General features: G+C 51.9%; 19 protein-coding genes and 1 other annotated feature. All 19 genes read left to right on the top strand.

Annotation, left to right across the window (positions count from 1 at the left end):
- The first annotated feature begins 113 nt into the window (after window positions 1-113).
- The 19 genes from rpmG to rpsJ all read left to right on the top strand — a co-directional run bounded on the left by rpmG (window position 114) and on the right by rpsJ (window position 21,140).
- Complete coding sequence (rpmG, locus tag AB1S56_RS22640) at window positions 114-263, top strand: 50S ribosomal protein L33 (protein ID WP_082967189.1); 150 nt, start codon at window positions 114-116, stop codon at window positions 261-263.
- A gap of 18 nt (window positions 264-281) precedes the next feature.
- The gene (secE, locus tag AB1S56_RS22635; RefSeq protein ID WP_257451618.1) at window positions 282-491 is read left to right on the top strand and encodes a preprotein translocase subunit SecE; all 210 of its coding nucleotides are present in this window, start codon (window positions 282-284) and stop codon (window positions 489-491) included.
- A 24-nt stretch (window positions 492-515) separates the two neighbouring features.
- Window positions 516-1,049, top strand: coding sequence for a transcription termination/antitermination protein NusG (nusG, locus tag AB1S56_RS22630; protein ID WP_340870953.1), 534 nt, complete (start codon window positions 516-518; stop codon window positions 1,047-1,049).
- A gap of 60 nt (window positions 1,050-1,109) precedes the next feature.
- Entirely contained in the window at window positions 1,110-1,535 is a 426-nt protein-coding gene (gene rplK, locus AB1S56_RS22625; RefSeq protein ID WP_119602820.1) for a 50S ribosomal protein L11, read from the top strand.
- A gap of 137 nt (window positions 1,536-1,672) precedes the next feature.
- Entirely contained in the window at window positions 1,673-2,365 is a 693-nt protein-coding gene (rplA, locus tag AB1S56_RS22620) for a 50S ribosomal protein L1 (RefSeq protein ID WP_340870951.1), read from the top strand.
- Between the two features lie 20 nt (window positions 2,366-2,385).
- Window positions 2,386-2,550 (top strand) — a sequence feature (ribosomal protein L10 leader region).
- A gap of 57 nt (window positions 2,551-2,607) precedes the next feature.
- Complete coding sequence (gene rplJ / locus AB1S56_RS22615; RefSeq protein ID WP_340870950.1) at window positions 2,608-3,111, top strand: 50S ribosomal protein L10; 504 nt, start codon at window positions 2,608-2,610, stop codon at window positions 3,109-3,111.
- Between the two features lie 86 nt (window positions 3,112-3,197).
- Entirely contained in the window at window positions 3,198-3,560 is a 363-nt protein-coding gene (gene rplL, locus AB1S56_RS22610; RefSeq protein WP_340870949.1) for a 50S ribosomal protein L7/L12, read from the top strand.
- Between the two features lie 124 nt (window positions 3,561-3,684).
- Window positions 3,685-4,287 carry a class I SAM-dependent methyltransferase gene (locus tag AB1S56_RS22605; protein WP_340870948.1) on the top strand — a complete coding sequence of 201 codons (603 nt, stop codon included), beginning with the start codon at window positions 3,685-3,687 and terminating at the stop codon, window positions 4,285-4,287.
- Window positions 4,288-4,619: 332 nt separating this feature from the next.
- A complete protein-coding gene (gene rpoB, locus AB1S56_RS22600; protein WP_340870946.1) occupies window positions 4,620-8,183 on the top strand; it encodes a DNA-directed RNA polymerase subunit beta in 3,564 nt (1,187 codons plus the stop codon).
- A gap of 105 nt (window positions 8,184-8,288) precedes the next feature.
- Window positions 8,289-11,915 (top strand): DNA-directed RNA polymerase subunit beta', encoded by a 3,627-nt coding sequence (rpoC, locus tag AB1S56_RS22595; RefSeq protein ID WP_340870945.1) that lies wholly within the window; start codon window positions 8,289-8,291, stop codon window positions 11,913-11,915.
- Between the two features lie 166 nt (window positions 11,916-12,081).
- Entirely contained in the window at window positions 12,082-12,609 is a 528-nt protein-coding gene (locus AB1S56_RS22590) for a hypothetical protein (protein ID WP_340870944.1), read from the top strand.
- Window positions 12,610-13,026: 417 nt separating this feature from the next.
- Complete coding sequence (gene rpsL / locus AB1S56_RS22585) at window positions 13,027-13,446, top strand: 30S ribosomal protein S12 (protein ID WP_119602809.1); 420 nt, start codon at window positions 13,027-13,029, stop codon at window positions 13,444-13,446.
- A gap of 67 nt (window positions 13,447-13,513) precedes the next feature.
- A complete protein-coding gene (gene rpsG / locus AB1S56_RS22580; protein ID WP_087570303.1) occupies window positions 13,514-13,984 on the top strand; it encodes a 30S ribosomal protein S7 in 471 nt (156 codons plus the stop codon).
- 29 nt (window positions 13,985-14,013) lie between these two features.
- Complete coding sequence (fusA, locus tag AB1S56_RS22575) at window positions 14,014-16,095, top strand: elongation factor G (RefSeq protein WP_340870942.1); 2,082 nt, start codon at window positions 14,014-14,016, stop codon at window positions 16,093-16,095.
- A 116-nt stretch (window positions 16,096-16,211) separates the two neighbouring features.
- Window positions 16,212-17,402, top strand: coding sequence for an elongation factor Tu (tuf, locus tag AB1S56_RS22570; protein ID WP_340870940.1), 1,191 nt, complete (start codon window positions 16,212-16,214; stop codon window positions 17,400-17,402).
- 285 nt (window positions 17,403-17,687) lie between these two features.
- A complete protein-coding gene (locus AB1S56_RS22565; protein WP_340870939.1) occupies window positions 17,688-18,731 on the top strand; it encodes an ABC transporter substrate-binding protein in 1,044 nt (347 codons plus the stop codon).
- 72 nt (window positions 18,732-18,803) lie between these two features.
- On the top strand, window positions 18,804-19,715 hold the full coding sequence (locus tag AB1S56_RS22560; RefSeq protein ID WP_340870938.1) for an ABC transporter permease: 912 nt from the start codon (window positions 18,804-18,806) through the stop codon (window positions 19,713-19,715).
- Window positions 19,715-20,509: an ABC transporter ATP-binding protein gene (locus AB1S56_RS22555; RefSeq protein ID WP_340870937.1), complete on the top strand. Its 795-nt coding sequence runs from the start codon at window positions 19,715-19,717 to the stop codon at window positions 20,507-20,509. Before AB1S56_RS22560 ends, AB1S56_RS22555 begins: the two co-directional genes overlap by 1 nt.
- A gap of 322 nt (window positions 20,510-20,831) precedes the next feature.
- Window positions 20,832-21,140, top strand: a complete 309-nt coding sequence (gene rpsJ, locus AB1S56_RS22550; protein ID WP_005544556.1) for a 30S ribosomal protein S10 — start codon at window positions 20,832-20,834, stop codon at window positions 21,138-21,140.
- The last annotated feature ends 34 nt before the right edge of the window (window positions 21,141-21,174 follow it).

The following is a 21,174-nucleotide window of genomic DNA, read 5'->3' as shown; positions in this document are numbered from 1 at the left end:
TGTTTAGGTAGGCCTGAAATTCGAGGTTTTTTTCGTATTGGCGATGGAATCAATGAAATTCATATAGAGCTTCATGATTCGTATTTTTAAGCAGTTCGGGAGGTGTAATTCGGGTGCGGGTAATCATCACGTTGGCATGCACAAACTGCAAACAGAGAAACTATGCGACAACAAAGAACAAACGCAATCACCCCGATCGCATCGAGTTGAAGAAGTTTTGCAAGTTCTGTAACGAGCAAACTCCTCATCGCGAGACGCGATAGTCCATTGGAGGTGTTACCGTGGCTTTTTTGGCGAGACTGAAGCAAGGCTTTGGTACGACGTTTAGTTTTTTTGCCGACAGCTGGGCGGAGCTGAAGAAGGTTCGCTGGCCAAGTCGTAAGGAGCTCACCAGCTATTCCTTAATCGTGTTCTTCACGGTTATCGCGGTGACGATTTACTTCTGGCTTCTTGACATCGGGATCTCGGAATTGGTTCAGCTGATTGTCTAAGAAGGGACCAAAGGTGGATTATTGATGGAAAAAAGATGGTATGTCGTGCACACTTACTCCGGCTATGAGAACAAGGTGAAAACCAACTTGGAGCGCCGGGTTGAATCGATGGGCATGGAGGATAAGATCTTCCGCGTGCTCGTTCCTATGGAGGACGAAGTGGTAGAGAAGGACGGGAAGAAAAAAACCGTTCAGCGCAAGGTCTACCCTGGCTACGTTCTAGTAGAGATGGTTCAAACCGACGATTCGTGGTACGTTGTTCGGAATACGCCTGGTGTAACGGGATTCGTAGGGTCGACGGGATCTGGCTCCAAACCTACTCCTCTGCTGCCTGATGAAGTGGATCAGATTCTGAAACACATGGGCATGGAAGAGCCGAAGCCGAAGATCGAATTCGAGCTTAAGGAAACCGTTCGCGTCAAAGTAGGTCCGTTCGCTGATTTTGTAGGTTCGGTGGAAGAGATTCTGCTTGACAAAGCGAAGCTGAAAGTCCATGTAAACATGTTTGGCAGGGAAACCCCGCTTGAGCTGGACTACACTCAAGTGGAGAAGATATAACTATCCGGTTTCCGGAAGCAAGCGGTCACGCTTGTATATTAAGGCAAGGAGGTGTGAATCATGGCAAAAAAGGTCATCAAGATGGTCAAGCTGCAAGTTCCAGCAGGCAAAGCGAATCCGGCTCCTCCAATCGGTCCGGCGCTCGGTCAAGCAGGCGTTAACATCATGGCATTCTGTAAGGAGTTCAACGCTCGTACAGCGGATCAGGCAGGTCTGATTATTCCAGTCGTGATCACTGTATTCGAAGACCGTTCCTTCACTTTCGAGACGAAGACGCCGCCGGCAGCAGTATTGCTCCGCGTAGCAGCTGGTATCGAGAAGGGTTCGGGCGAACCGAACAAGAAGAAGGTCGCTACTGTGAAGCGTGACAAAGTTCGCGAAATCGCAGAAAGTAAGATGCAAGACCTGAACGCAGCTTCCGTTGAAGCGGCAATGCGTATGGTTGAAGGTACAGCTCGCAGTATGGGCGTAACGATCGTTGACTAATACGGCCTTCGCCGATTAGGGCGAATGCATTCGGATGTCTTCGGACATCTCGCTTGGCGAAGCATAGGCTTCGCGAGGTGGGAGGATCATTCCGAAATCGGGATGAACCGTTATAACCACATAAGGAGGAACTTACAATGGCTAAACACGGCAAGAAATATGTAGAAGCAGCGAAGCTGATTGACAGCGAAGCAAGCTACGAGCCTCAAGAAGCGATTGAGCTTGTGAAGAAGGCGGCGACAGCGAAGTTCGACGAGTCCGTCGAAGTAGCAGTACGTCTGGGTGTAGACCCTCGTAAACAAGACCAAGCGGTACGCGGCGTTGTCGTACTTCCGCATGGCACAGGCAAGACTAAGCGCGTTCTCGTTTTCGCTAAAGGCGAAAAAGTGAAAGAAGCGGAAGCTGCTGGCGCTGATTATGTTGGCGATGCTGACATGATCAACAAAATCCAACAAGGCTGGTTCGAATTCGACGTCTGCGTAGCGACGCCGGACATGATGGCTGAAGTTGGTAAGCTCGGCCGTATCCTGGGCGGTAAAGGCCTTATGCCGAACCCGAAAGCAGGTACCGTAACGTTCGACGTTGCGAAAGCCGTTCAAGAAATCAAAGCAGGTAAGATCGAGTACCGTCTGGACAAAGCGGGTCAAATCCACGCTCCAATCGGCAAGGTTTCGTTCGACGCTGAGAAGCTGAACGAAAACCTGAAAGCTCTGATCGACGCCCTGGTTCGCGCGAAACCGGCTGCTGCCAAAGGCGTTTACCTGAAAAACATCGCGGTTTCCTCCACAATGGGTCCTGGCGCTCGCGTCTCGACTGCATCGTTCCGTTAAGACGGAGAGAGAACCCGATTCACAATCGAACACGCATACCGTAGACAGTAGGTGTCCGAGAGGACTTAATTTCCTACCGAGGTGTTATGATAAAATGTCCGAGTTCGCGGCAGCTTGCCTGCCGCAATTGTGTGACGACATCATGGCCTTCGCTTTGTCCGCGAAGGCCTTTCTCATGCACCATAGGAGAGGAATACTCATCACATACACGGGATGTATAACTATTACAGGAGGTGTACAGTTTGGCTAACGCTAAGATCATCCAAGAGAAACAAGAAGCGGTTGCTTTGGTCGCGTCGAAGATCACTTCGAGCCCGAGCACAGTTATTGCCGACTATCGCGGACTGAACGTTGCGCAAGTGACTGAGCTGCGTAAGCAGCTTCGCGAAGCAGGCGTAGAGTTCCAAGTTCTGAAGAACTCCATCGTTCGCCGCGCTACGGAAGGTACTGAACTGACGTCGCTGAACGACATTCTTACAGGACCTACAGCGGTAGCATTCAGCGGAGAAGACGCTGTTGCTCCTGCGAAAATCCTGAACGATTTCGCGAAGAAGAACGACGCTCTGAAGCTGAAGGGCGGCGTTGTAGAAGGTAAAGTGGTAGGCGCTGACGAAATCAAGGCGCTTGCAGAGCTTCCTTCCCGCGAAGGCTTGCTTTCCATGCTCCTCAGCGTGCTTCAAGCTCCAATGCGCAACTTCGCGCTTGCGGTTAAAGCGGTTGGAGAGAAACAAGAAGCTGGCGCATAAGATTACAGCTTTGCTGGAGCCAGGCCTCAGGCCAGCTTCATAATTGAGTTATAAAAAAACTAAACCAATTTTCGGAGGTATATACCATGTCTAACGAGCAAATCCTAGAAGCAATCAAAGGTATGACTGTTCTTGAACTGAACGATCTTGTTAAAGCAATCGAAGAAGAATTCGGCGTAACAGCTGCAGCTCCAGTTGCAGTAGTAGCTGGCGGCGGCGCTGCTGAAGCTGCTGCTCAAACAGAATTCGACGTTATCTTGACAAGCGCTGGCGCTTCCAAAATCAACGTTATCAAAGTAGTTCGCGAAATCACTGGTCTTGGCCTGAAAGAAGCAAAAGACCTGGTTGACAACGCACCAAAAGCAATCAAAGAAAAAGTTAGCGAAGAAGAAGCTAACGGCGTAAAAGCTAAGCTTGAAGAAGCTGGCGCAGCTGTAGAAGTGAAGTAATAGCACGGACTTAGCCAGTCTCGGCTCGCTTCCTGCGGTCCGAGGCTGACGAACCCCTTGAAACCTTCAGGTTTCAAGGGGTTCGTTGTATGTTGCAGGTCATATCGGTCAAGGAGGACGAGACTTGTCGAATCATTATTATTCGAAGACGCCGGGCACGGCACATAACCGTCAAACCCATGGGGACAAGCTGAGAGGCTATGAATTGAAGTTTGTAACGGATGCGGGCGTATTCTCCAAGGCGGGAGTCGATTATGGAAGCCGCGTTCTCATTGAAGCGATGGAGCTGAGAGAGAATGACCGGGTGCTTGATGTAGGCTGCGGATATGGACCCATCGGGCTTACGGCAGCGAAGCTTGCTGCTGGCGGTCATGTGACGATGATCGATATTAATGAGAGAGCCGTCGAATTGGCGAAGGAGAATGCTAGGCTCAACGGGATTGCGAACGTTACGATCCGCCAAAGCGATCTGTTCGAAGCTGTGCGGGGTGATTGCTTCGATGCGATCCTGACGAATCCGCCTATTCGGGCCGGCAAAGCCGTTGTGCATCGGATCTTTGAAGAGGGCTATGAGCTACTGGCCGATGGCGGCGTCATGTGGGTTGTCATTCAGAAGAAGCAAGGCGCTCCGTCCGCGTACGAAAAGCTTGAAGCTATTTTTGGAGAAGTGGATGAGGTTACGAAGGACAAAGGCTATCGAATCTTCCGAGCGCAAAAAAAAGGTTGAAAATCGCTAGAAATAATTTGACTTGACATTTTGAATATGGTAGTATTATAAAATGTCAGCATAAAATTGCTTGAAATCTCTTTAGTTAACTAAAATGTCAAGTGTAATTTTTGAGCGCGAAAATGCATATTTTATTGGCATTTGACGTATAATGTTTACATTTTGGGCAAAATTACTTGATATGAGACCGCGATGCTCGCGCTGCGTGCGGTAAGCTGCCGGAACATGCTCTTTTTTCGAACATATTCGATAAGGGCTTTTCTTTATTTATCTAAAGTGCGGCTTGGGCCGTCCTAGGGTAACGCAGTAAATATCGATGCTGGGAGACAGACATGAGGGGTGAGGTTAAGTTGGCAGGACAACTTGTTCAGTATGGTCGGCGTCAGCGGAGAAGCTACGCAAGGATCAAAGAGGTGCTGGAAGTCCCGAACCTGATTGAAATCCAACAAAAATCGTACGAGAAGTTTCTGGACAACGATTTGATCGAATTGTTCCAGGATATCTCGCCGATCTCGGACTTTACGGGTAATCTATCGCTTGAGTTTATCGACTACAGCTTGGGCGAGCCGAAATATTCGGTGGATGAATCAAAAGAACGCGACGTTACATACGCTGCTCCACTACGCGTAAAGGTACGTCTGTTCAACAAGGAAACGGGCGAGGTTAAGGAACAAGAAGTGTTCATGGGCGATTTCCCGCTTATGACGGAGACGGGCACGTTTATCATTAACGGCGCCGAACGCGTTATCGTCAGCCAATTGGTTCGCTCCCCAAGTGTGTACTTCAGCACGAAGGTTGATAAGAACGGGAAGAAAACGTACACGGCTACGGTTATCCCTAACCGCGGCGCTTGGCTGGAGCTTGAGACGGATGCCAAGGATATCATCTACGTTCGTATTGACCGGACCCGGAAAATACCGGTAACGGTGCTTTTGCGTGCGCTAGGATTCGGCACAGACGCTGAAATTCTGGATCTGCTCGGCCATGATGAGTATATTCGCAACACGCTGGATAAGGACAGCACGGATTCCACGGAGAAAGCGCTCATCGAGATTTACGAGCGTCTGCGCCCGGGCGAGCCTCCAACGCTGGACAACGCGAAGAGCCTTCTGGTCGCGCGATTCTTCGACCCGAAACGCTATGATCTGGCCAATGTCGGCCGTTACAAAATAAATAAAAAGCTCCACATCAAGAACCGTCTGTTCAATCAGCGTCTTGCGGAGAATCTGGTTGATCCGTCCACTGGCGAGATTATCGCCGAGACGGGACAGATGATTGACCGTCGTCTCCTGGATGAGATTCTGGAGAAGCTGGAGACGAACGTGGGCTTCAAGACGTACCATGTCGCCAACGGCGTCCTGGATGCCGATAGTATTCCACTGCAGGCGATTAGTGTATTCTCGCCGCTGGATGATACGAAGGTGATCAAGGTCATCGCCAATGGCATCATCGATAAGTCCGTTAAGCATATTACGCCTGCGGACATTATCTCTTCGATCAACTATTTCATCAACCTGCTGCACGGTGTTGGCAGCACGGATGATATCGACCACCTGGGCAACCGTCGTCTGCGTTCTGTAGGCGAGCTGCTGCAGAATCAGTTCCGTATCGGTCTATCCCGTATGGAGCGCGTCGTACGCGAGAGAATGTCGATTCAGGACGCGAACGCGATTACGCCTCAGGCGCTGATCAACATACGTCCGGTTATCGCTTCGATCAAGGAGTTCTTCGGCTCGTCCCAGCTGTCCCAGTTCATGGACCAGACGAATCCGCTGGCTGAGCTTACGCATAAGCGCCGTCTGTCCGCGCTTGGACCGGGCGGTCTGACGCGCGAGCGCGCGGGCTTCGAGGTCCGAGACGTCCATGCGTCCCACTACGGCCGTATGTGTCCGATCGAGACGCCAGAGGGTCCGAACATCGGCTTGATCAACTCCTTGTCGACCTTCGCCCGCATCAATGAATATGGCTTCATCGAGGCGCCATATCGCTGGGTAGATCCCAAGACGGGAATCGTCACGGAGCAGATCGCTTATCTGACTGCCGATGAAGAGGACAACTACGTTATCGCGCAAGCGAACGCGGAGCTGACCGAAGAAGGCAAGTTCGCGCAAGCGCAGACGATCGTGCGTTACAAGAAGCAGGCAGACAACATCCTGACGATGCCAAGCGACCGCGTCGACTACATGGACGTATCGCCTAAGCAGGTCGTATCGGTTGCGACAGCGCTCATTCCATTCCTTGAGAATGACGACTCCAACCGCGCCCTGATGGGATCGAACATGCAGCGGCAGGCCGTTCCGCTCCTTATTCCGAAGGCGCCGTTCGTCGGCACGGGCATGGAGCACAAGGCAGCCAAGGATTCCGGCGTCTGTATCGTATCCAAATATGACGGTGTCATCGAACGCTCGTCCGCGAACGAGATCTGGCTGCGCCGCGTCGAGATGATCGACGGCAAGCCGGTGAACGGGGATCTGGTCAAGCATAAGCTGCACAAATTTATGCGTTCCAACCAAGGCACGTGCATCAACCAGCGTCCTATCGTCCGTAAGGGCGACGTCATCAAGAAGGGCGACATTCTGGCCGACGGTCCTTCGACCGAAATGGGCGACTTGGCTCTGGGCCGCAACGTCGTCGTAGCGTTTATGACGTGGGAAGGCTACAACTACGAGGATGCCATCCTCCTGAGCGAGAAGCTGGTGAAGGAAGACGTGTACACGTCCATTCACATCGAGGAATACGAATCCGAAGCCCGCGACACGAAGCTGGGACCTGAGGAGATTACACGCGATATTCCGAACGTCGGCGAAGAGGCTCTTCGCAATCTCGACGAGCGCGGCATTATCCGTGTAGGCGCTGAGATCAGCGCTGGCGATATTCTCGTCGGCAAGGTAACGCCGAAGGGCGTAACGGAGCTGACAGCCGAGGAAAGATTGCTTCATGCGATCTTCGGCGAGAAGGCGCGCGAGGTTCGCGATACGTCACTCCGCGTTCCGCATGGTACGGACGGTATCGTCGTAGACGTGAAGGTGTTCACCCGCGAGAACGGCGACGAGCTGCCGCCGGGCGTGAACCAGCTGGTTCGCGCTTATATCGCACAGAAGCGTAAGATTTCTGAAGGCGATAAGATGGCAGGACGCCATGGTAACAAGGGTGTTATCGCGCGTATCATGCCGGAAGAGGATATGCCGTTCCTGCCGGACGGAACGCCTGTTGAGGTCGTTCTGAACCCGCTCGGCGTACCGTCCCGGATGAACATCGGCCAGGCGCTGGAGGTTCACCTTGGCATGGCGTGCAAGCGTCTCGGCATTCATGCCGCTACTCCTGTATTCGACGGCGCTCGCGAGAACGACGTATTCGATACGATGGAAGAAGCCGGCATGCAGCGTAACGGCAAAACGATTCTGTACGATGGACGTACCGGCGAGAGCTTCGAGCGCGAAGTGACGGTAGGCGTCATGTATATGATCAAGCTGGCGCACATGGTCGATGACAAAATCCATGCCCGCTCGACGGGTCCTTACTCACTCGTTACGCAGCAGCCTCTCGGCGGTAAAGCCCAGTTCGGCGGACAGCGCTTCGGCGAGATGGAGGTTTGGGCGCTTGAGGCGTACGGCGCAGCCTACACGCTTCAAGAGATTCTTACCGTCAAATCCGATGACGTGGTCGGCCGCGTGAAGACGTACGAGTCGATCGTCAAGGGCGAGAATGTTCCGGAGCCAGGCGTACCGGAGTCGTTCAAGGTTTTGATCAAGGAGCTTCAAAGCTTGGGTATGGACGTTAAGATCCTGACCGAGAACGAAGAAGAGATCGAAATGAAGGAAATTGACGATGACGACGAAGCTACGGGCGATAAGCTCAATCTTAATTTAGAAGGCGCTGAAGCAGGCGTTGAATAAATAACGGAGGACTGAGCTTCAGCCGCGGCCGTATGCATACAGGGCCACGGTTGGAGTTCAGCTTCTGATAAGACACAGTCATACATGACGAAGGAGGGTTGCTCCTTGTTGGACGTGAACAACTTCGAGTATATGAAAATTGGTCTGGCTTCGCCGGATAAAATTCGCTCGTGGTCCCGCGGAGAAGTCAAGAAGCCGGAAACCATTAACTACAGAACGCTCAAGCCTGAGAAGGAAGGTCTCTTCTGCGAGAAGATATTCGGACCGACCAAGGACTGGGAATGCCATTGCGGCAAATATAAGCGCGTACGCTACAAAGGCGTCGTCTGCGATCGTTGCGGCGTTGAAGTGACGCGCGCGAAGGTGCGCCGTGAACGGATGGGCCATATCGAGCTTGCCGCTCCGGTATCCCATATCTGGTATTTCAAAGGCATCCCGAGCCGTATGGGTCTTGCGCTGGATATGTCTCCTCGTTCTCTGGAGGAAATTATCTATTTCGCATCTTATGTTGTGACGGATCCAGGCGATACGCCTCTGGAGAAGAAACAGCTCCTGTCCGAGAAGGAATATCGCAGCTACCGCGAGAAATACGGCTACGGCTTCCAAGCTGGAATGGGTGCCGAAGCGGTGAAGAAGCTGCTTCAGGATATCGATGTTGAACGCGAGCTTGAGCAGCTGAAGGAAGAGCTGCGTACGGCTCAAGGCCAGCGCCGTAACCGCGCAATCAAGCGCCTTGAAGTGATCGAGGCATTCCGCAACTCCGGCAACGCGCCGGAATGGATGATCCTTGATGTGCTGCCGGTCATCCCGCCGGAGCTGCGTCCGATGGTACAGCTGGACGGCGGACGCTTCGCGACCTCCGACCTGAACGATCTGTATCGCCGTGTCATCAACCGTAACAACCGTCTGAAGCGTCTGCTTGATCTGGGCGCTCCTGACATTATCGTACAGAACGAGAAACGTATGCTTCAGGAAGCGGTTGACGCTCTGATCGACAACGGCCGCCGCGGCCGTCCGGTCACAGGTCCGGGCAACCGTCCGCTGAAATCGCTCAGCCATATGCTGAAGGGTAAGCAGGGACGTTTCCGTCAGAACCTGCTGGGCAAACGGGTTGACTACTCCGGTCGTTCCGTTATCGTTGTTGGACCGAACCTGAAGATGTTCCAGTGCGGACTTCCGAAGGAAATGGCGCTTGAGCTGTTCAAGCCGTTCGTTATGAAAGAGCTGGTCAACAAAGGCCTCGCCCATAACATCAAGAGCGCGAAGCGCAAAGTTGAACGCGTCAGCCCTGAGGTATGGGATGTGCTTGAGGAAGTCATCAAGGAGCATCCGGTTCTGCTGAACCGTGCCCCCACACTGCATAGACTCGGTATTCAGGCTTTCGAACCGATTCTGGTTGAGGGACGCGCAATCAAGCTGCATCCGCTCGTATGTACGGCCTACAATGCCGACTTCGACGGTGACCAGATGGCCGTTCACGTTCCGCTCTCTGCGGAAGCGCAAGCGGAAGCCCGTCTGCTTATGCTGGCATCGGGCAACATCTTGAACCCTAAGGACGGCAAGCCGGTTGTTACACCATCCCAGGATATGGTTCTCGGATCGTATTATCTGACGATGGACAACAAGGAAGCCAAAGGCTCGGGCTCTGTGTTCGCGTCTGTGAACGAAGCGATCTCCGCATATCAGCGCGGCATCGTTTCGCTGCATGCCCGTATCTTCATTCCGGTGAAGGTGCTGAAGAAAACAAACTTCACAGAGCAGCAGCAAGCTTCCCTGATGGCGACAACGGTCGGCAAAGTCATCTTCAACGAAATCTTCCCAGAGGATTTCCCATATATCAACGAAGCGACCAAAGTGAACCTTCTGCAAGGCACGCCTGACAAGTACTTCGTGTACGAGAAGGGCTCCGATCTTCAGAAGTTTATGGAGGAGCTTCCAACTGCGGGCGCGGTAGGCAAGGACTACCTCGGTACGATTATCGCCGAATGCTTCCGTCAGTATCACACGACGCTTACGGCAATTACGCTTGACCGCATTAAGCAGCTGGGCTTCACTTATTCCACCAAAGCGGGTATCACGATCGGTGTATCCGACGTTATCATTCCGAAGGAAAAAGTGGAGATTATGAAAGCGTCCGACGAGAAGGTTGCTACCGTTATGAATCAGTACCGCCGCGGTCTGATTACGAACGAAGAGCGTTATGACCGAATCATCGGCATCTGGAGCAAATGTAAAGACGAGATCACCGAAATCCTTATGAGATCGATGGATCGTTACAACAACATCATGCTCATGGTGGACTCCAAAGCACGGGGTAACAAATCGCAGATTACCCAGCTCGGCGGCATGCGCGGTCTGATGGCGAATCCGTCCGGCCGAATCATCGAGTTGCCAATCAAATCGAACTTCCGCGAAGGCCTGACGGTACTCGAGTACTTCATCTCGACGCACGGCGCGCGGAAAGGTCTGGCGGATACAGCCCTTCGTACGGCTGACTCCGGCTACCTGACACGTCGTCTCGTAGACGTCGCGCAAGACGTTATTGTTCGCGAAGACGACTGCGGCACGGACAAAGGCTTCTCCGTCGCGAAGATTCAAGACGGCAAAGAGGTTATCGAGGATCTGTACGATCGTATTGAAGGCCGCTACGCGTTCGAGACAGTTCGCGATCCGAAGACCGGCGAGGTCATCGTGAATCGGAACGAGCTGATCGATTCGAACAAAGCGGAAGCGATTGTTACTGCCGGCGTTGAACGTCTGCAGATTCGTTCGGTGCTTAGCTGCCGCGCGCGTCACGGCGTATGTAAGATCTGCTACGGCCGTAACCTGGCGACTGGCAAGCATGTTGAGATTGGCGAAGCGGTTGGCATTATCGCGGCGCAATCCATCGGCGAGCCGGGCACACAGCTCACGATGCGTACGTTCCATACGGGCGGCGTTGCCGGCGATGACATCACGCAAGGTCTTCCGCGTATTCAGGAGCTCTTCGAGGCTCGTAATCCGAAGGGCCAAGCGATTATCTCCGAGCTCGACGGCGTCGTGAAGGAAATTCGCGAGGCGAAGGACCGCCGCGAAATCGAAGTGCAAGGCGAAGCTGAGTCCAAGGTGTATGCTGTTACTTACGGCTCGCGTATCCGCGTGACGGAAGGCCAGCAGATCGAGGCGGGCGACGAGCTGACGGATGGCTCCATCGATCCGAAGGATATGCTTCGCATCAAGGGCATCCGCGGCGTACAGAATTACATTCTGCAGGAAGTACAGCGCGTATACCGTAACCAAGGCGTTGAGATCAACGACAAGCACGTCGAGGTTATGATTAAGCAGATGCTTCGCAAGATCCGCATCGTAGACGCGGGCGATACGACGCTGCTCCCAGGCGCATTCGTAGACATGCATGAATACGAAGCAGCTAACAGCGAAGCCATCTTCGCCGACAAGGAGCCTGCGGTGGCAAAGCCGGTATTGCTCGGTATTACGAAGGCGTCCCTTGAGACGGATTCGTTCTTGTCCGCAGCGTCCTTCCAGGAGACAACTCGTGTCCTGACGGATGCCGCGATCAAAGGCAAGGTCGACCAGCTTCTCGGTCTGAAGGAGAATGTTATTATCGGTAAGCTGATCCCGGCAGGCACGGGCATGCAGCGCTACCGCAACATTCGTTTTGCTGGACTGGAAGAGGAAGCTGTAGAATCCGCGGAGCTGAATGAAGCGACGGAAGCTGTAGTAGTAGAATAAATAAGGTCAGCCGTATTCATTAACGGCTCTATATGAAGCGACACATGGTCTCTGCAGACAACGAGCAGGCCATGTGTCGCTTTTTTTGTTATTGGCTTGGTCATTGAATCAACCGGAGGGCGATTTGCTCATATACTGGTAGCAGTCATGGTGAGGAGGTAATCGGATGAGAGATTATCAATCCAATCTTATATTTCTGAGTGCGCTAATTGTACTTGCGCTGTTCTCCTATGTATTAGAGGGCAATCCCAACGAGGCGGAGGGCTCGGACCGGGAGGAATTGATCGCGCTTGCACACATGGAGGATTACGACGCTTTCTACGCCTTGGCGGAGAGCTCGGACGAGCGAACCGCGCTGCAGCGGCTGGAGGCGGACGACAGCATGGGAATCGGAGCGTGGACGCGCGATGCTCTAATCGTCGTGGGGCTGCTGCCGTATGACCAAGCACGGTTAACGTTGAGCGATGCCGAGAAGATCGTGAAGCAGGGTGGAGCTGCCGGGACGATCGTCGAAGACTTGAACGCTATAGCGGGAGCTCCAGATTGGCAGGGGGGCAGCGGCATCGACCGAAAGGTATATTATATGGACGATGAGAGAACAGAGGCTATTGTGGTGCTCGGAGGCGTCAGCATGACGCATGTTGTGTATGACAATGGCGCGGTTAAGGATGAGCAAGCAATATCAAAAAGTTAATCAAGATGCAGATGCAACCTTGTTAATGAATCCGGCGTCTCTGAAATAGTAAGCCTGTTTTCAATGAAGAACGGAGATGCCGGAGGAGGTTTCATTTATGACGACACCATTTCCATTCAGCTTCGTGCTCGCATATAGGGAGCCCAATATCCTGCAAATGAAGCATAAAAGCTATGTGATATACCGGGATCCCAGCACGCTTTAGTTATAATATTGTAAATTGGACAACCTGACAAAAAACAATGACTATTATGCTTGACACGCCTATTGCCAAAGTGATAATATATCGAAGTGTGCCTGACGCCCAGGCTCGGGAATTGTTTTGATAAATTATGAACCGCCTGGCTCTGTGGGCTTAAAACTTGGGTGAAATGTCTACCATTATAAAGACATAAATATGTGGAAGGGGGTGGCAACATGCCAACAATCAACCAGCTCGTTCGCAAAGGTCGTCAAGCGAAGGTCGTTAAATCGAAATCGCCAGCCTTGCAAAGAGGTTTCAACGCATTGAAACGTGAAGCGACTGACATCAGCGCGCCTCAAAAACGCGGTGTGTGCACTCGTGTAGGTACTATGACTCCGAAGAAACCGAACTCCGCGCTTCGTAAATACGCGCGCGTACGCTTGACTAACCGTGTAGAGGTTACTGCGTACATTCCAGGTATCGGTCATAACCTTCAAGAGCACAGCGTCGTTCTGATCCGCGGCGGTCGTGTTAAAGACCTTCCGGGCGTACGTTACCATATCGTTCGCGGCGCGCTTGATACAGCGGGTGTGAACAACCGTAACCAAGCTCGTTCCAAATACGGTACGAAGCGTCCTAAAGTTAAGAAGTAATGGTATAACCCGAACGGGTTAATAACAAGCTAGAACAAGTTACTATGAGAAGAAAGGGGGACTTTACATGCCACGCAAAGGTCCTGTAACGAAACGCGATGTGCTGCCGGATCCGGTTTACAATAGCAAACTGGTAACTCGTCTGATCAACCGCATTATGATCGACGGCAAGAGAGGTACTGCACAAACGCTGTTATACGATGCTTTCAAGCTGATCCAAGAGCGTTCCGGTAAAGATCCAATGGAAGTGTTCGAAGCAGCATTGAAAAACATCATGCCGGTTCTTGAGGTTAAAGCTCGCCGTGTAGGCGGCGCTAACTACCAAGTACCAATCGAGGTTAAACCTGAGCGCCGTACGGCTCTTGGTCTTCGTTGGCTCGTGAACTACTCGCGTAACCGCGGCGAGAAAACGATGACAGAGCGTCTGGCTGCTGAGATTCTGGATGCTTCCAACAACACTGGCGCATCCGTTAAGAAGCGCGAAGACACACACAAAATGGCAGAAGCGAACAAAGCGTTTGCTCACTACCGCTGGTAGGATAACCATAATCGAGAGGAGACATATTCATGGCAAGAGAGTTCTCCTTGGAAAATACGCGTAATATCGGTATCATGGCGCATATCGATGCTGGTAAAACCACGACAACTGAACGGATCTTGTTCTTCACTGGTCGTACCCACAAAATCGGCGAGGTGCACGAAGGTGCAGCGACGATGGACTGGATGGAGCAGGAGCAAGAGCGCGGCATCACAATTACGTCTGCCGCAACAACCGCTCAATGGAAAGGTAACCGCATCAATATCATCGATACTCCGGGTCACGTTGACTTCACAGTTGAAGTTGAACGTTCCCTTCGCGTATTGGACGGGGCCGTTGGTGTTTTCAGTGCGAAAGAAGGCGTTGAGCCTCAGTCCGAGACGGTATGGCGTCAAGCTGACCGTTACGGCGTTCCGCGGATTGCTTACGTTAACAAGATGGACATCATTGGCGCGGACTATCTGAATGTCGTTAAAGACATGCGTGAGCGTCTTCAAGCCAATGCTGTTGCGATTCAGCTTCCTATGGGCGCTGAGTCCGATTTCATCGGCGTAATTGACCTTGTGGAGCGTGTGGCTTACACGTACAAGGATGACCTTGGCAAAGAGCCAATTCAATCCGAAATTCCTGCCGAGTATGCTGACCAAGTTGAAGAGCTTCGTCAAGAGCTGGTAGAGAAGGTCGCTGAATTGGACGAAGAGCTGATGATGAAGTATCTGGAAGGCGAAGAAATTACAATTCCAGAGCTGAAGGCTGTTCTTCGTAAAGGCGTTTGCGAAGTTAAAATCTTCCCGGTTGTTGCAGGTTCCTCCTACCGTAACAAAGGCGTTCAATTGGTATTGGATGCGGTTGTTGACTACTTGCCTGCGCCAGTAGACGTACCAGCTATCAAAGGTACGCTTGAAGATGGCGAAGAAGCGGTACGTCAATCCTCCGATTCCGAGCCGTTCTCGGCTCTGGCATTCAAGATCATGACGGACCCTTACGTAGGACGCCTGACGTTCTTCCGCGTATACTCCGGTATCCTGAAATCCGGCTCCTATGTTCTGAATGCAACGAAGAACAAGCGCGAGCGTATCGGACGTATTCTGCAGATGCACGCGAACAGCCGTCAAGAGATTTCGGAAGTATACGCAGGCGATATCGCTGCTGCGGTAGGTCTGAAGGATACAACGACTGGCGATACGCTGTGTGAAGAGAAGTCCCCGATTGTACTTGAATCGATGAACTTCCCTGAACCGGTTATCCAAATCGCGATTGAGCCTAAGACGAAAGCAGACCAAGACAAGCTTGGCGTTGCGATCTCCAAGCTCGCTGAGGAAGATCCAACATTCCGTGCGTATACAGACGAAGAAACGAACCAAACGATTATCGCGGGTATGGGTGAGCTTCACCTTGAAATCCTCGTTGACCGTATGCTTCGTGAATTCAAAGTAGAAACGAATGTAGGTAAGCCTCAGGTTGCATACCGTGAGACTTTCCGCGCTGCGGCTAAAGTTGAAGGTAAATTCGTTCGTCAGTCCGGCGGTAAAGGTCAGTTCGGTCATTGTTGGGTCGAGTTCGAACCACAAGAGGCTGGTACAGGCTTTATCTTCGAAAGCAAGGTTGTGGGTGGCGCAATTCCACGTGAATTCATCGCTCCAATCCAGGCTGGTATTGAAGAGTCCATGAAGAACGGCGTAATCGCCGGCTTCCCGCTCGTTGATATCAAAGCTACCGTTGTCGATGGTTCCTACCATGACGTCGACTCCTCCGAGATGGCGTTTAAGATCGCGGGCTCCCTGGCGCTTAAGGCTGCGAAAGAAAAATGTAAGCCTGTCCTTCTTGAGCCAATCATGAAGGTAGAGGTTACTGTTCCAGAAGAGTACATGGGCGACGTTATGGGCATGCTGAACTCCCGCCGCGGTCGCATCGAGGGTATGGATTCCCGCGCTGGTGCGCAGATTATCCGTGCTAAGGTGCCTCTCTCCGAGATGTTCGGTTACTCCACGACACTTCGTTCCGGTACACAGGGACGCGGCGTATTCTCAATGGAGCTTTCCCACTACGAGGAAGTTCCGAAGTCGATCTCTGAAGAGATCATTGCTAAGCATAAAGGCAGCGCTGAGTAATACTCAAGTCATGCTGATAGCTTAAGTTTGCAATTGGCCGTCATCAGGTGTGCTCAGCACTCTCGGTGCCGGCCCACACATACAAAATCAAGATATATTGAGGAGGATTCAGTTCAATGGCTAAGGCAAAATTTGAACGTAATAAACCGCATGTTAACATCGGTACAATCGGTCACGTTGACCACGGCAAAACAACTTTGACTGCTGCGATCACGACTGTACTTTCCAAAAAATACGGCGGCGCGGCTATCGCGTTCGACCAAATCGACAAAGCTCCAGAAGAGCGCGAGCGCGGTATCACGATCTCCACAGCTCACGTTGAGTATGAGACTCCTAACCGTCACTACGCTCACGTTGACTGCCCTGGTCACGCCGACTATGTTAAAAACATGATCACTGGCGCGGCTCAAATGGACGGCGCGATCCTGGTTGTATCCGCTTCTGACGGCCCAATGCCGCAAACGCGCGAGCACATCCTGCTCTCCCGCCAAGTAGGCGTTCCTTACATCGTTGTATTCCTGAACAAATGCGACATGGTTGAAGACGAAGAGCTTCTTGAGCTGGTTGAAATGGAAGTTCGCGACCTTCTGTCCGAATACGACTTCCCAGGCGATGACACTCCAATCATCCGCGGCGCAGCTCGTGAAGCTTTGCAAAACCCAGACGGTCCTTGGGCTGACAAAATCGTTGAGCTGTTCGAGCAAGTTGACACTTACATCCCAACTCCAGAGCGCGACACAGCGAAGCCTTTCCTTCTGCCTGTCGAGGACGTATTCACAATCACTGGCCGTGGTACAGTAGCAACTGGCCGTGTTGACCGTGGTACGGTTAAAGTTGGCGACGAAGTTGAAATCATCGGTCTTCAAGAAGAAACTCGCAAATCCGTTGTAACTGGCGTTGAGATGTTCCGTAAACTTATGGACTCCGCTCAAGCTGGCGACAACATCGGCGCACTTCTTCGCGGCGTTGACCGTAAAGACATCGAGCGCGGACAAGTAATTGCAAAACCGGGTTCCGTTAAGCCACACACTAGCTTCACTGCTCAAATCTACGTTCTGACTAAAGAAGAGGGTGGCCGTCACAAGCCTTTCTTCACTGGCTACCGTCCACAGTTCTATTTCCGTACAACTGACGTTACAGGTATCATCAACCTGCCAGAAGGTACAGAAATGGTTATGCCTGGCGACAACATCACTGTTACAGTTGAACTGATCGCTCCAATCGCGGTTGAAGAGGGCACTCGCTTCTCCATCCGTGAAGGCGGCCGTACTGTAGGCGCTGGCGCTGTTGCAACAATCCTGAAATAGTCCATACGCGGCCGTCAGGCCGCATTGGCTGGGAGAGCCCTCACTTCGGTGAGGGCTCTTGCCATTTTCTCCACCAAGCGCTAGCAGCATTTAACATGGAATTTTGCATTGACGGAAGACAATACTACAATTAAGATATTAATAAAGTTTATATAAAATCTTTTTTTTCGCTAAAAAAAGGGAATTATTTATTGATGCATTAATACTTTAGCGTCGGAAAGCGACAAAGCTTTGCAGTATGTTTGCTATTTTGCAACAGAAAAGATGTTGAGAGGGGTTATTCAATTGAGAAAGAAATTTTGGCTAGGATTGGCTCTTGCTTCCCTGATGACGGTAACAGCGGCTTGCGGCGGCAATGCGGGCAAAGGGAACACGGAGAATGAAGAACAAGCTTCGGGCAACGCCGGCGCCGAAGGACAAACGTATTCAATCGCAATCTCGCAAATCGTGGAGCATCCATCCTTGGATGCGACAAGAGACGGCTTCCTGGCGGCTCTGAAGGACGCAGGGTTTGAAGAAGGTAAAAACTTGAAGGTTGATTACAACAATGCGCAAGGAGAAGCCGCTAACGTGGTGACCATTGCCCAGAAGATAGCATCGGCCAATGTGGATCTGGCGTTCGGAATTGCCACTCCAACCACTCAAGCGCTTGTAGATGAAGTGAAGGACAAGCCGGTCCTATTCGCGGCTGTCACGGATCCTGTTGATGCGGGCATCGTGCCGCAGCTGACGGCGCCAGGCGGCAATGTAACAGGCGCAGCGGATACGAATCCGGATGCGATTGTACAGACGATGGACTTCATTGCGAAGGAGTTCCCATCCGTTAAGAAGGTAGGACTTGTTATTAATGAAGGCGAAGCCAACGCAGTAGTCATGAGCGCTATTGCTGAAGAAGCGCTGGCCAAGCATGGCATCGAGCTTGTGAAAGCGCCAGTGGCGAACAGCTCCGATATTCAGACGGCAGCGACTTCGCTTGTCGGACGTGTCGACGCGATCTATATTACGCTGGATAATATGGTTGTGGGCGGCGTGGATAGCATCATTGAAATTGCCAATGAGAACGACATTCCGTTTTTCTCCGCTGACCGTGATACGGTAGAGAAGGGCGCTTTCGCCACGGTTGGATTCCGCTATTATGATCATGGCTATGAAGCCGGTCAAATGGCGGTTGAGATCCTGAAGGGCAAAAACCCGGGCGATATGGACGTTTCTGTACCGCAAAAGCTCGATTTTATCTTCAATCTCAAAGCAGCTGCAGAGCAGGGTATTGAGGTTACTGACGCCATGAAGGCGTATGTGAAGGATGCAGAAAATAACATCATTGAATAACATCAACAATTGAGCGAGTGGGGTGAGCGGAATCGGTTCACCCCATTCCTATGATAGAAGGAGGAAAGCCTCATGCTTGTATCCTTAATGGGCGGCATTGAGCAGGGGTTGTTGTACGCTCTGATGGCACTTGGCGTATATATAACTTTTCGAATTTTGGATTTCCCGGATTTGACCGTTGACGGGAGCTTTACGACAGGGGCGGCAATTGGAACCGTTATGACGATTAGCGGTACTCCGCCTTTTCTGGCGATTATTTGCGCGTTCATGGGTGGAGCGGCTGCGGGGACCTGTACAGGACTGCTGCATACAAAGGGAAAAATCAACGGCTTGTTGTCCGGGATTATTATGATGATTGCCCTGTATTCCATTAACCTTCGGATACTCGGCAAACCAAACGTTTCGCTTCGGAATGAAGCCAATCTCTTCGATCATCTTGAGCCCCTTATCCTTGCCGTTGTATTGGCGGTATTGGTGAAATTTATGCTGGACCTGTTTTTCAAGACAGATCTGGGATTAAGTCTGCGCGCAACCGGTGACAACAAACGGATGATACGCAGCTTTGGCGCTAATACCGATGTAACGACGATTATTGGTATCGCGTTGTCCAATGCACTTGTGGCTAGTTCAGGCGCTCTCATTGCACATTATCAGAAATATGCGGACAACAGCATGGGCATCGGGATGATCGTGATCGGTCTTGCCTCGGTTATTATTGGTGAAGCGATTGTGGGGGCCAAAACGATATTTAGAGCGACGCTGGCCGTCGTTATTGGCGCGATCATCTATCGGATCATTTATGCCCTCGCCTTGCGCGTCCCAGGGATGCAGGCGCAGGATCTGAAGCTGATTACGGCTATCATCATTATTGGCGCGCTGGTCGTGCCAACGTTAAGGGCCGCGTACAAAATGAAGAAAATGGCGAAGAAGAGAACGTCAGAGGTGCTGGCATCTCTTGGCTCCAATAGCGGGGGTGGCCGTTAATGCTGAAGATTGAGCATGTATCCAAGCTGTTTAATCCCGGAACTGTAGATGAGAAAATAGCGCTTCTAAGCGCGAACCTTCATCTTAAGCCAGGCGACTTCGTCACGGTGATTGGCAGCAACGGCGCGGGGAAATCCACGCTTATGAATATTATCTCTGGCGTCATGAAGCCTGATGCAGGCAAAGTTTTCATTGATGGCCAGGATGTAAGCCAGCTGTCGGAATACAAGCGGAGCCAGTGGATCGGCCGCGTCTTTCAGGACCCCATGGCAGGCACCGCCCCGCGTATGACGATCGAAGAGAATTTGGCGATCGCTTACAAGCGCGGCAAGCAACGGGGCTTCTCCATCGGCGCAGGCAGCAAGACGCGCACAATCTTCCGGAATGAGCTGAGCCGTCTCGGCATTGGCCTGGAGAATCGCATGGGCGCCAAGGTGGGTCTGCTATCCGGCGGGGAGCGGCAAGCGCTGAGCCTGCTGATGGCGACGTTCACTCGTCCCCAGATTCTGCTGCTGGACGAGCACACAGCTGCTCTGGATCCGGCGCGCGCTGAGCTCGTCACCACTTTAACGGAAAGCATCGTCCGCGAGCTGAGCCTGACGACGCTTATGGTCACGCACAACATGGAGCAGGCGATCCGTCTCGGCAATCGTCTCATTATGATGGACAAGGGCAAGATCATCCTCCAGGTCGACGAGGATCGCAAGAAGGACCTCACCGTGGAACGACTGCTTGGCGAATTCGAGCAAATCAGCGGCAAGAAGATGGCCGATGACCGCGTGGTGTTGGGTTAAAGGATCACGATGTTTGACAGCGGCCGGAAGTATATGCAGCAGTATTATTGAAGAAACAGATGGCGACGGCCCATCCAATATTCCCAGCAGATGAAAAGCCAGTCCCCGACCGGGATTCGGCTTTTTAATCTTTTATGCAAAAACCTAAATGTTTTAGTTGCAATCGCCCACTCAATTCGATATAATATTGACTGTTGGTCTGACGTTGCGTTGATGTGAGAGGTTGCCGACACACCCGGCTCCTTTGCCATGGAGCTAGTGGCGGGTTATTCTCACGGAGTATGTCCGATTAAAAAATTGGGCGAAAGAAGGAGGGACTTATATGGCAAAGCAAAAGATTCGTATCCGCTTGAAAGCATACGATCACAGAATTCTTGATCAATCCGCTGAGAAAATCGTGGAAACTGCAAAACGTTCCGGTGCAGGCGTATCCGGGCCGATTCCGTTGCCAACGGAAAAGCAAATCATCACCATTCTCCGCGCGGTACACAAGTACAAGGATTCCCGTGAGCAATTCGAAATGCGCACACACAAGCGCCTTATCGATATTGTGAATCCAACGCCGCAAACGGTTGATGCGCTGATGCGTCTGGATCTGCCATCCGGTGTAGATATCGAAATCAAGCTGTAATAGCAGTAACAACGTTATAGACGATCATAGAGAG

Origin of the sequence: Paenibacillus sp. PL2-23, assembly GCF_040834005.1 — a bacterium.
In the GTDB taxonomy this organism is placed as follows: Bacteria; Bacillota; Bacilli; order Paenibacillales; family Paenibacillaceae; genus Pristimantibacillus.
The sequence above is the reverse complement of the archived record's forward strand: the minus strand, read 5'-3'. Positions and strand labels throughout refer to the sequence as shown.

Bases quoted from the DNA above. Each gene is read 5' to 3' on its own strand.
- tuf (WP_340870940.1), top strand. From the start codon at position 16,212: ATGGCTAAGGCAAAATTTGAACGTAATAAACCGCATGTTAACATCGGT.
- AB1S56_RS22555 (WP_340870937.1), top strand. From the start codon at position 19,715: ATGCTGAAGATTGAGCATGTATCCAAGCTGTTTAATCCCGGAACTGTA.
- rplK (WP_119602820.1), top strand. From the start codon at position 1,110: ATGGCAAAAAAGGTCATCAAGATGGTCAAGCTGCAAGTTCCAGCAGGC.
- AB1S56_RS22590 (WP_340870944.1), top strand. From the start codon at position 12,082: ATGAGAGATTATCAATCCAATCTTATATTTCTGAGTGCGCTAATTGTA.
- rpsL (WP_119602809.1), top strand. From the start codon at position 13,027: ATGCCAACAATCAACCAGCTCGTTCGCAAAGGTCGTCAAGCGAAGGTC.
- fusA (WP_340870942.1), top strand. From the start codon at position 14,014: ATGGCAAGAGAGTTCTCCTTGGAAAATACGCGTAATATCGGTATCATG.
- rplL (WP_340870949.1), top strand. From the start codon at position 3,198: ATGTCTAACGAGCAAATCCTAGAAGCAATCAAAGGTATGACTGTTCTT.
- nusG (WP_340870953.1), top strand. From the start codon at position 516: ATGGAAAAAAGATGGTATGTCGTGCACACTTACTCCGGCTATGAGAAC.
- AB1S56_RS22560 (WP_340870938.1), top strand. From the start codon at position 18,804: ATGCTTGTATCCTTAATGGGCGGCATTGAGCAGGGGTTGTTGTACGCT.
- rpsJ (WP_005544556.1), top strand. From the start codon at position 20,832: ATGGCAAAGCAAAAGATTCGTATCCGCTTGAAAGCATACGATCACAGA.
- rpoB (WP_340870946.1), top strand. From the start codon at position 4,620: ATGAGGGGTGAGGTTAAGTTGGCAGGACAACTTGTTCAGTATGGTCGG.
- rpsG (WP_087570303.1), top strand. From the start codon at position 13,514: ATGCCACGCAAAGGTCCTGTAACGAAACGCGATGTGCTGCCGGATCCG.
- rplA (WP_340870951.1), top strand. From the start codon at position 1,673: ATGGCTAAACACGGCAAGAAATATGTAGAAGCAGCGAAGCTGATTGAC.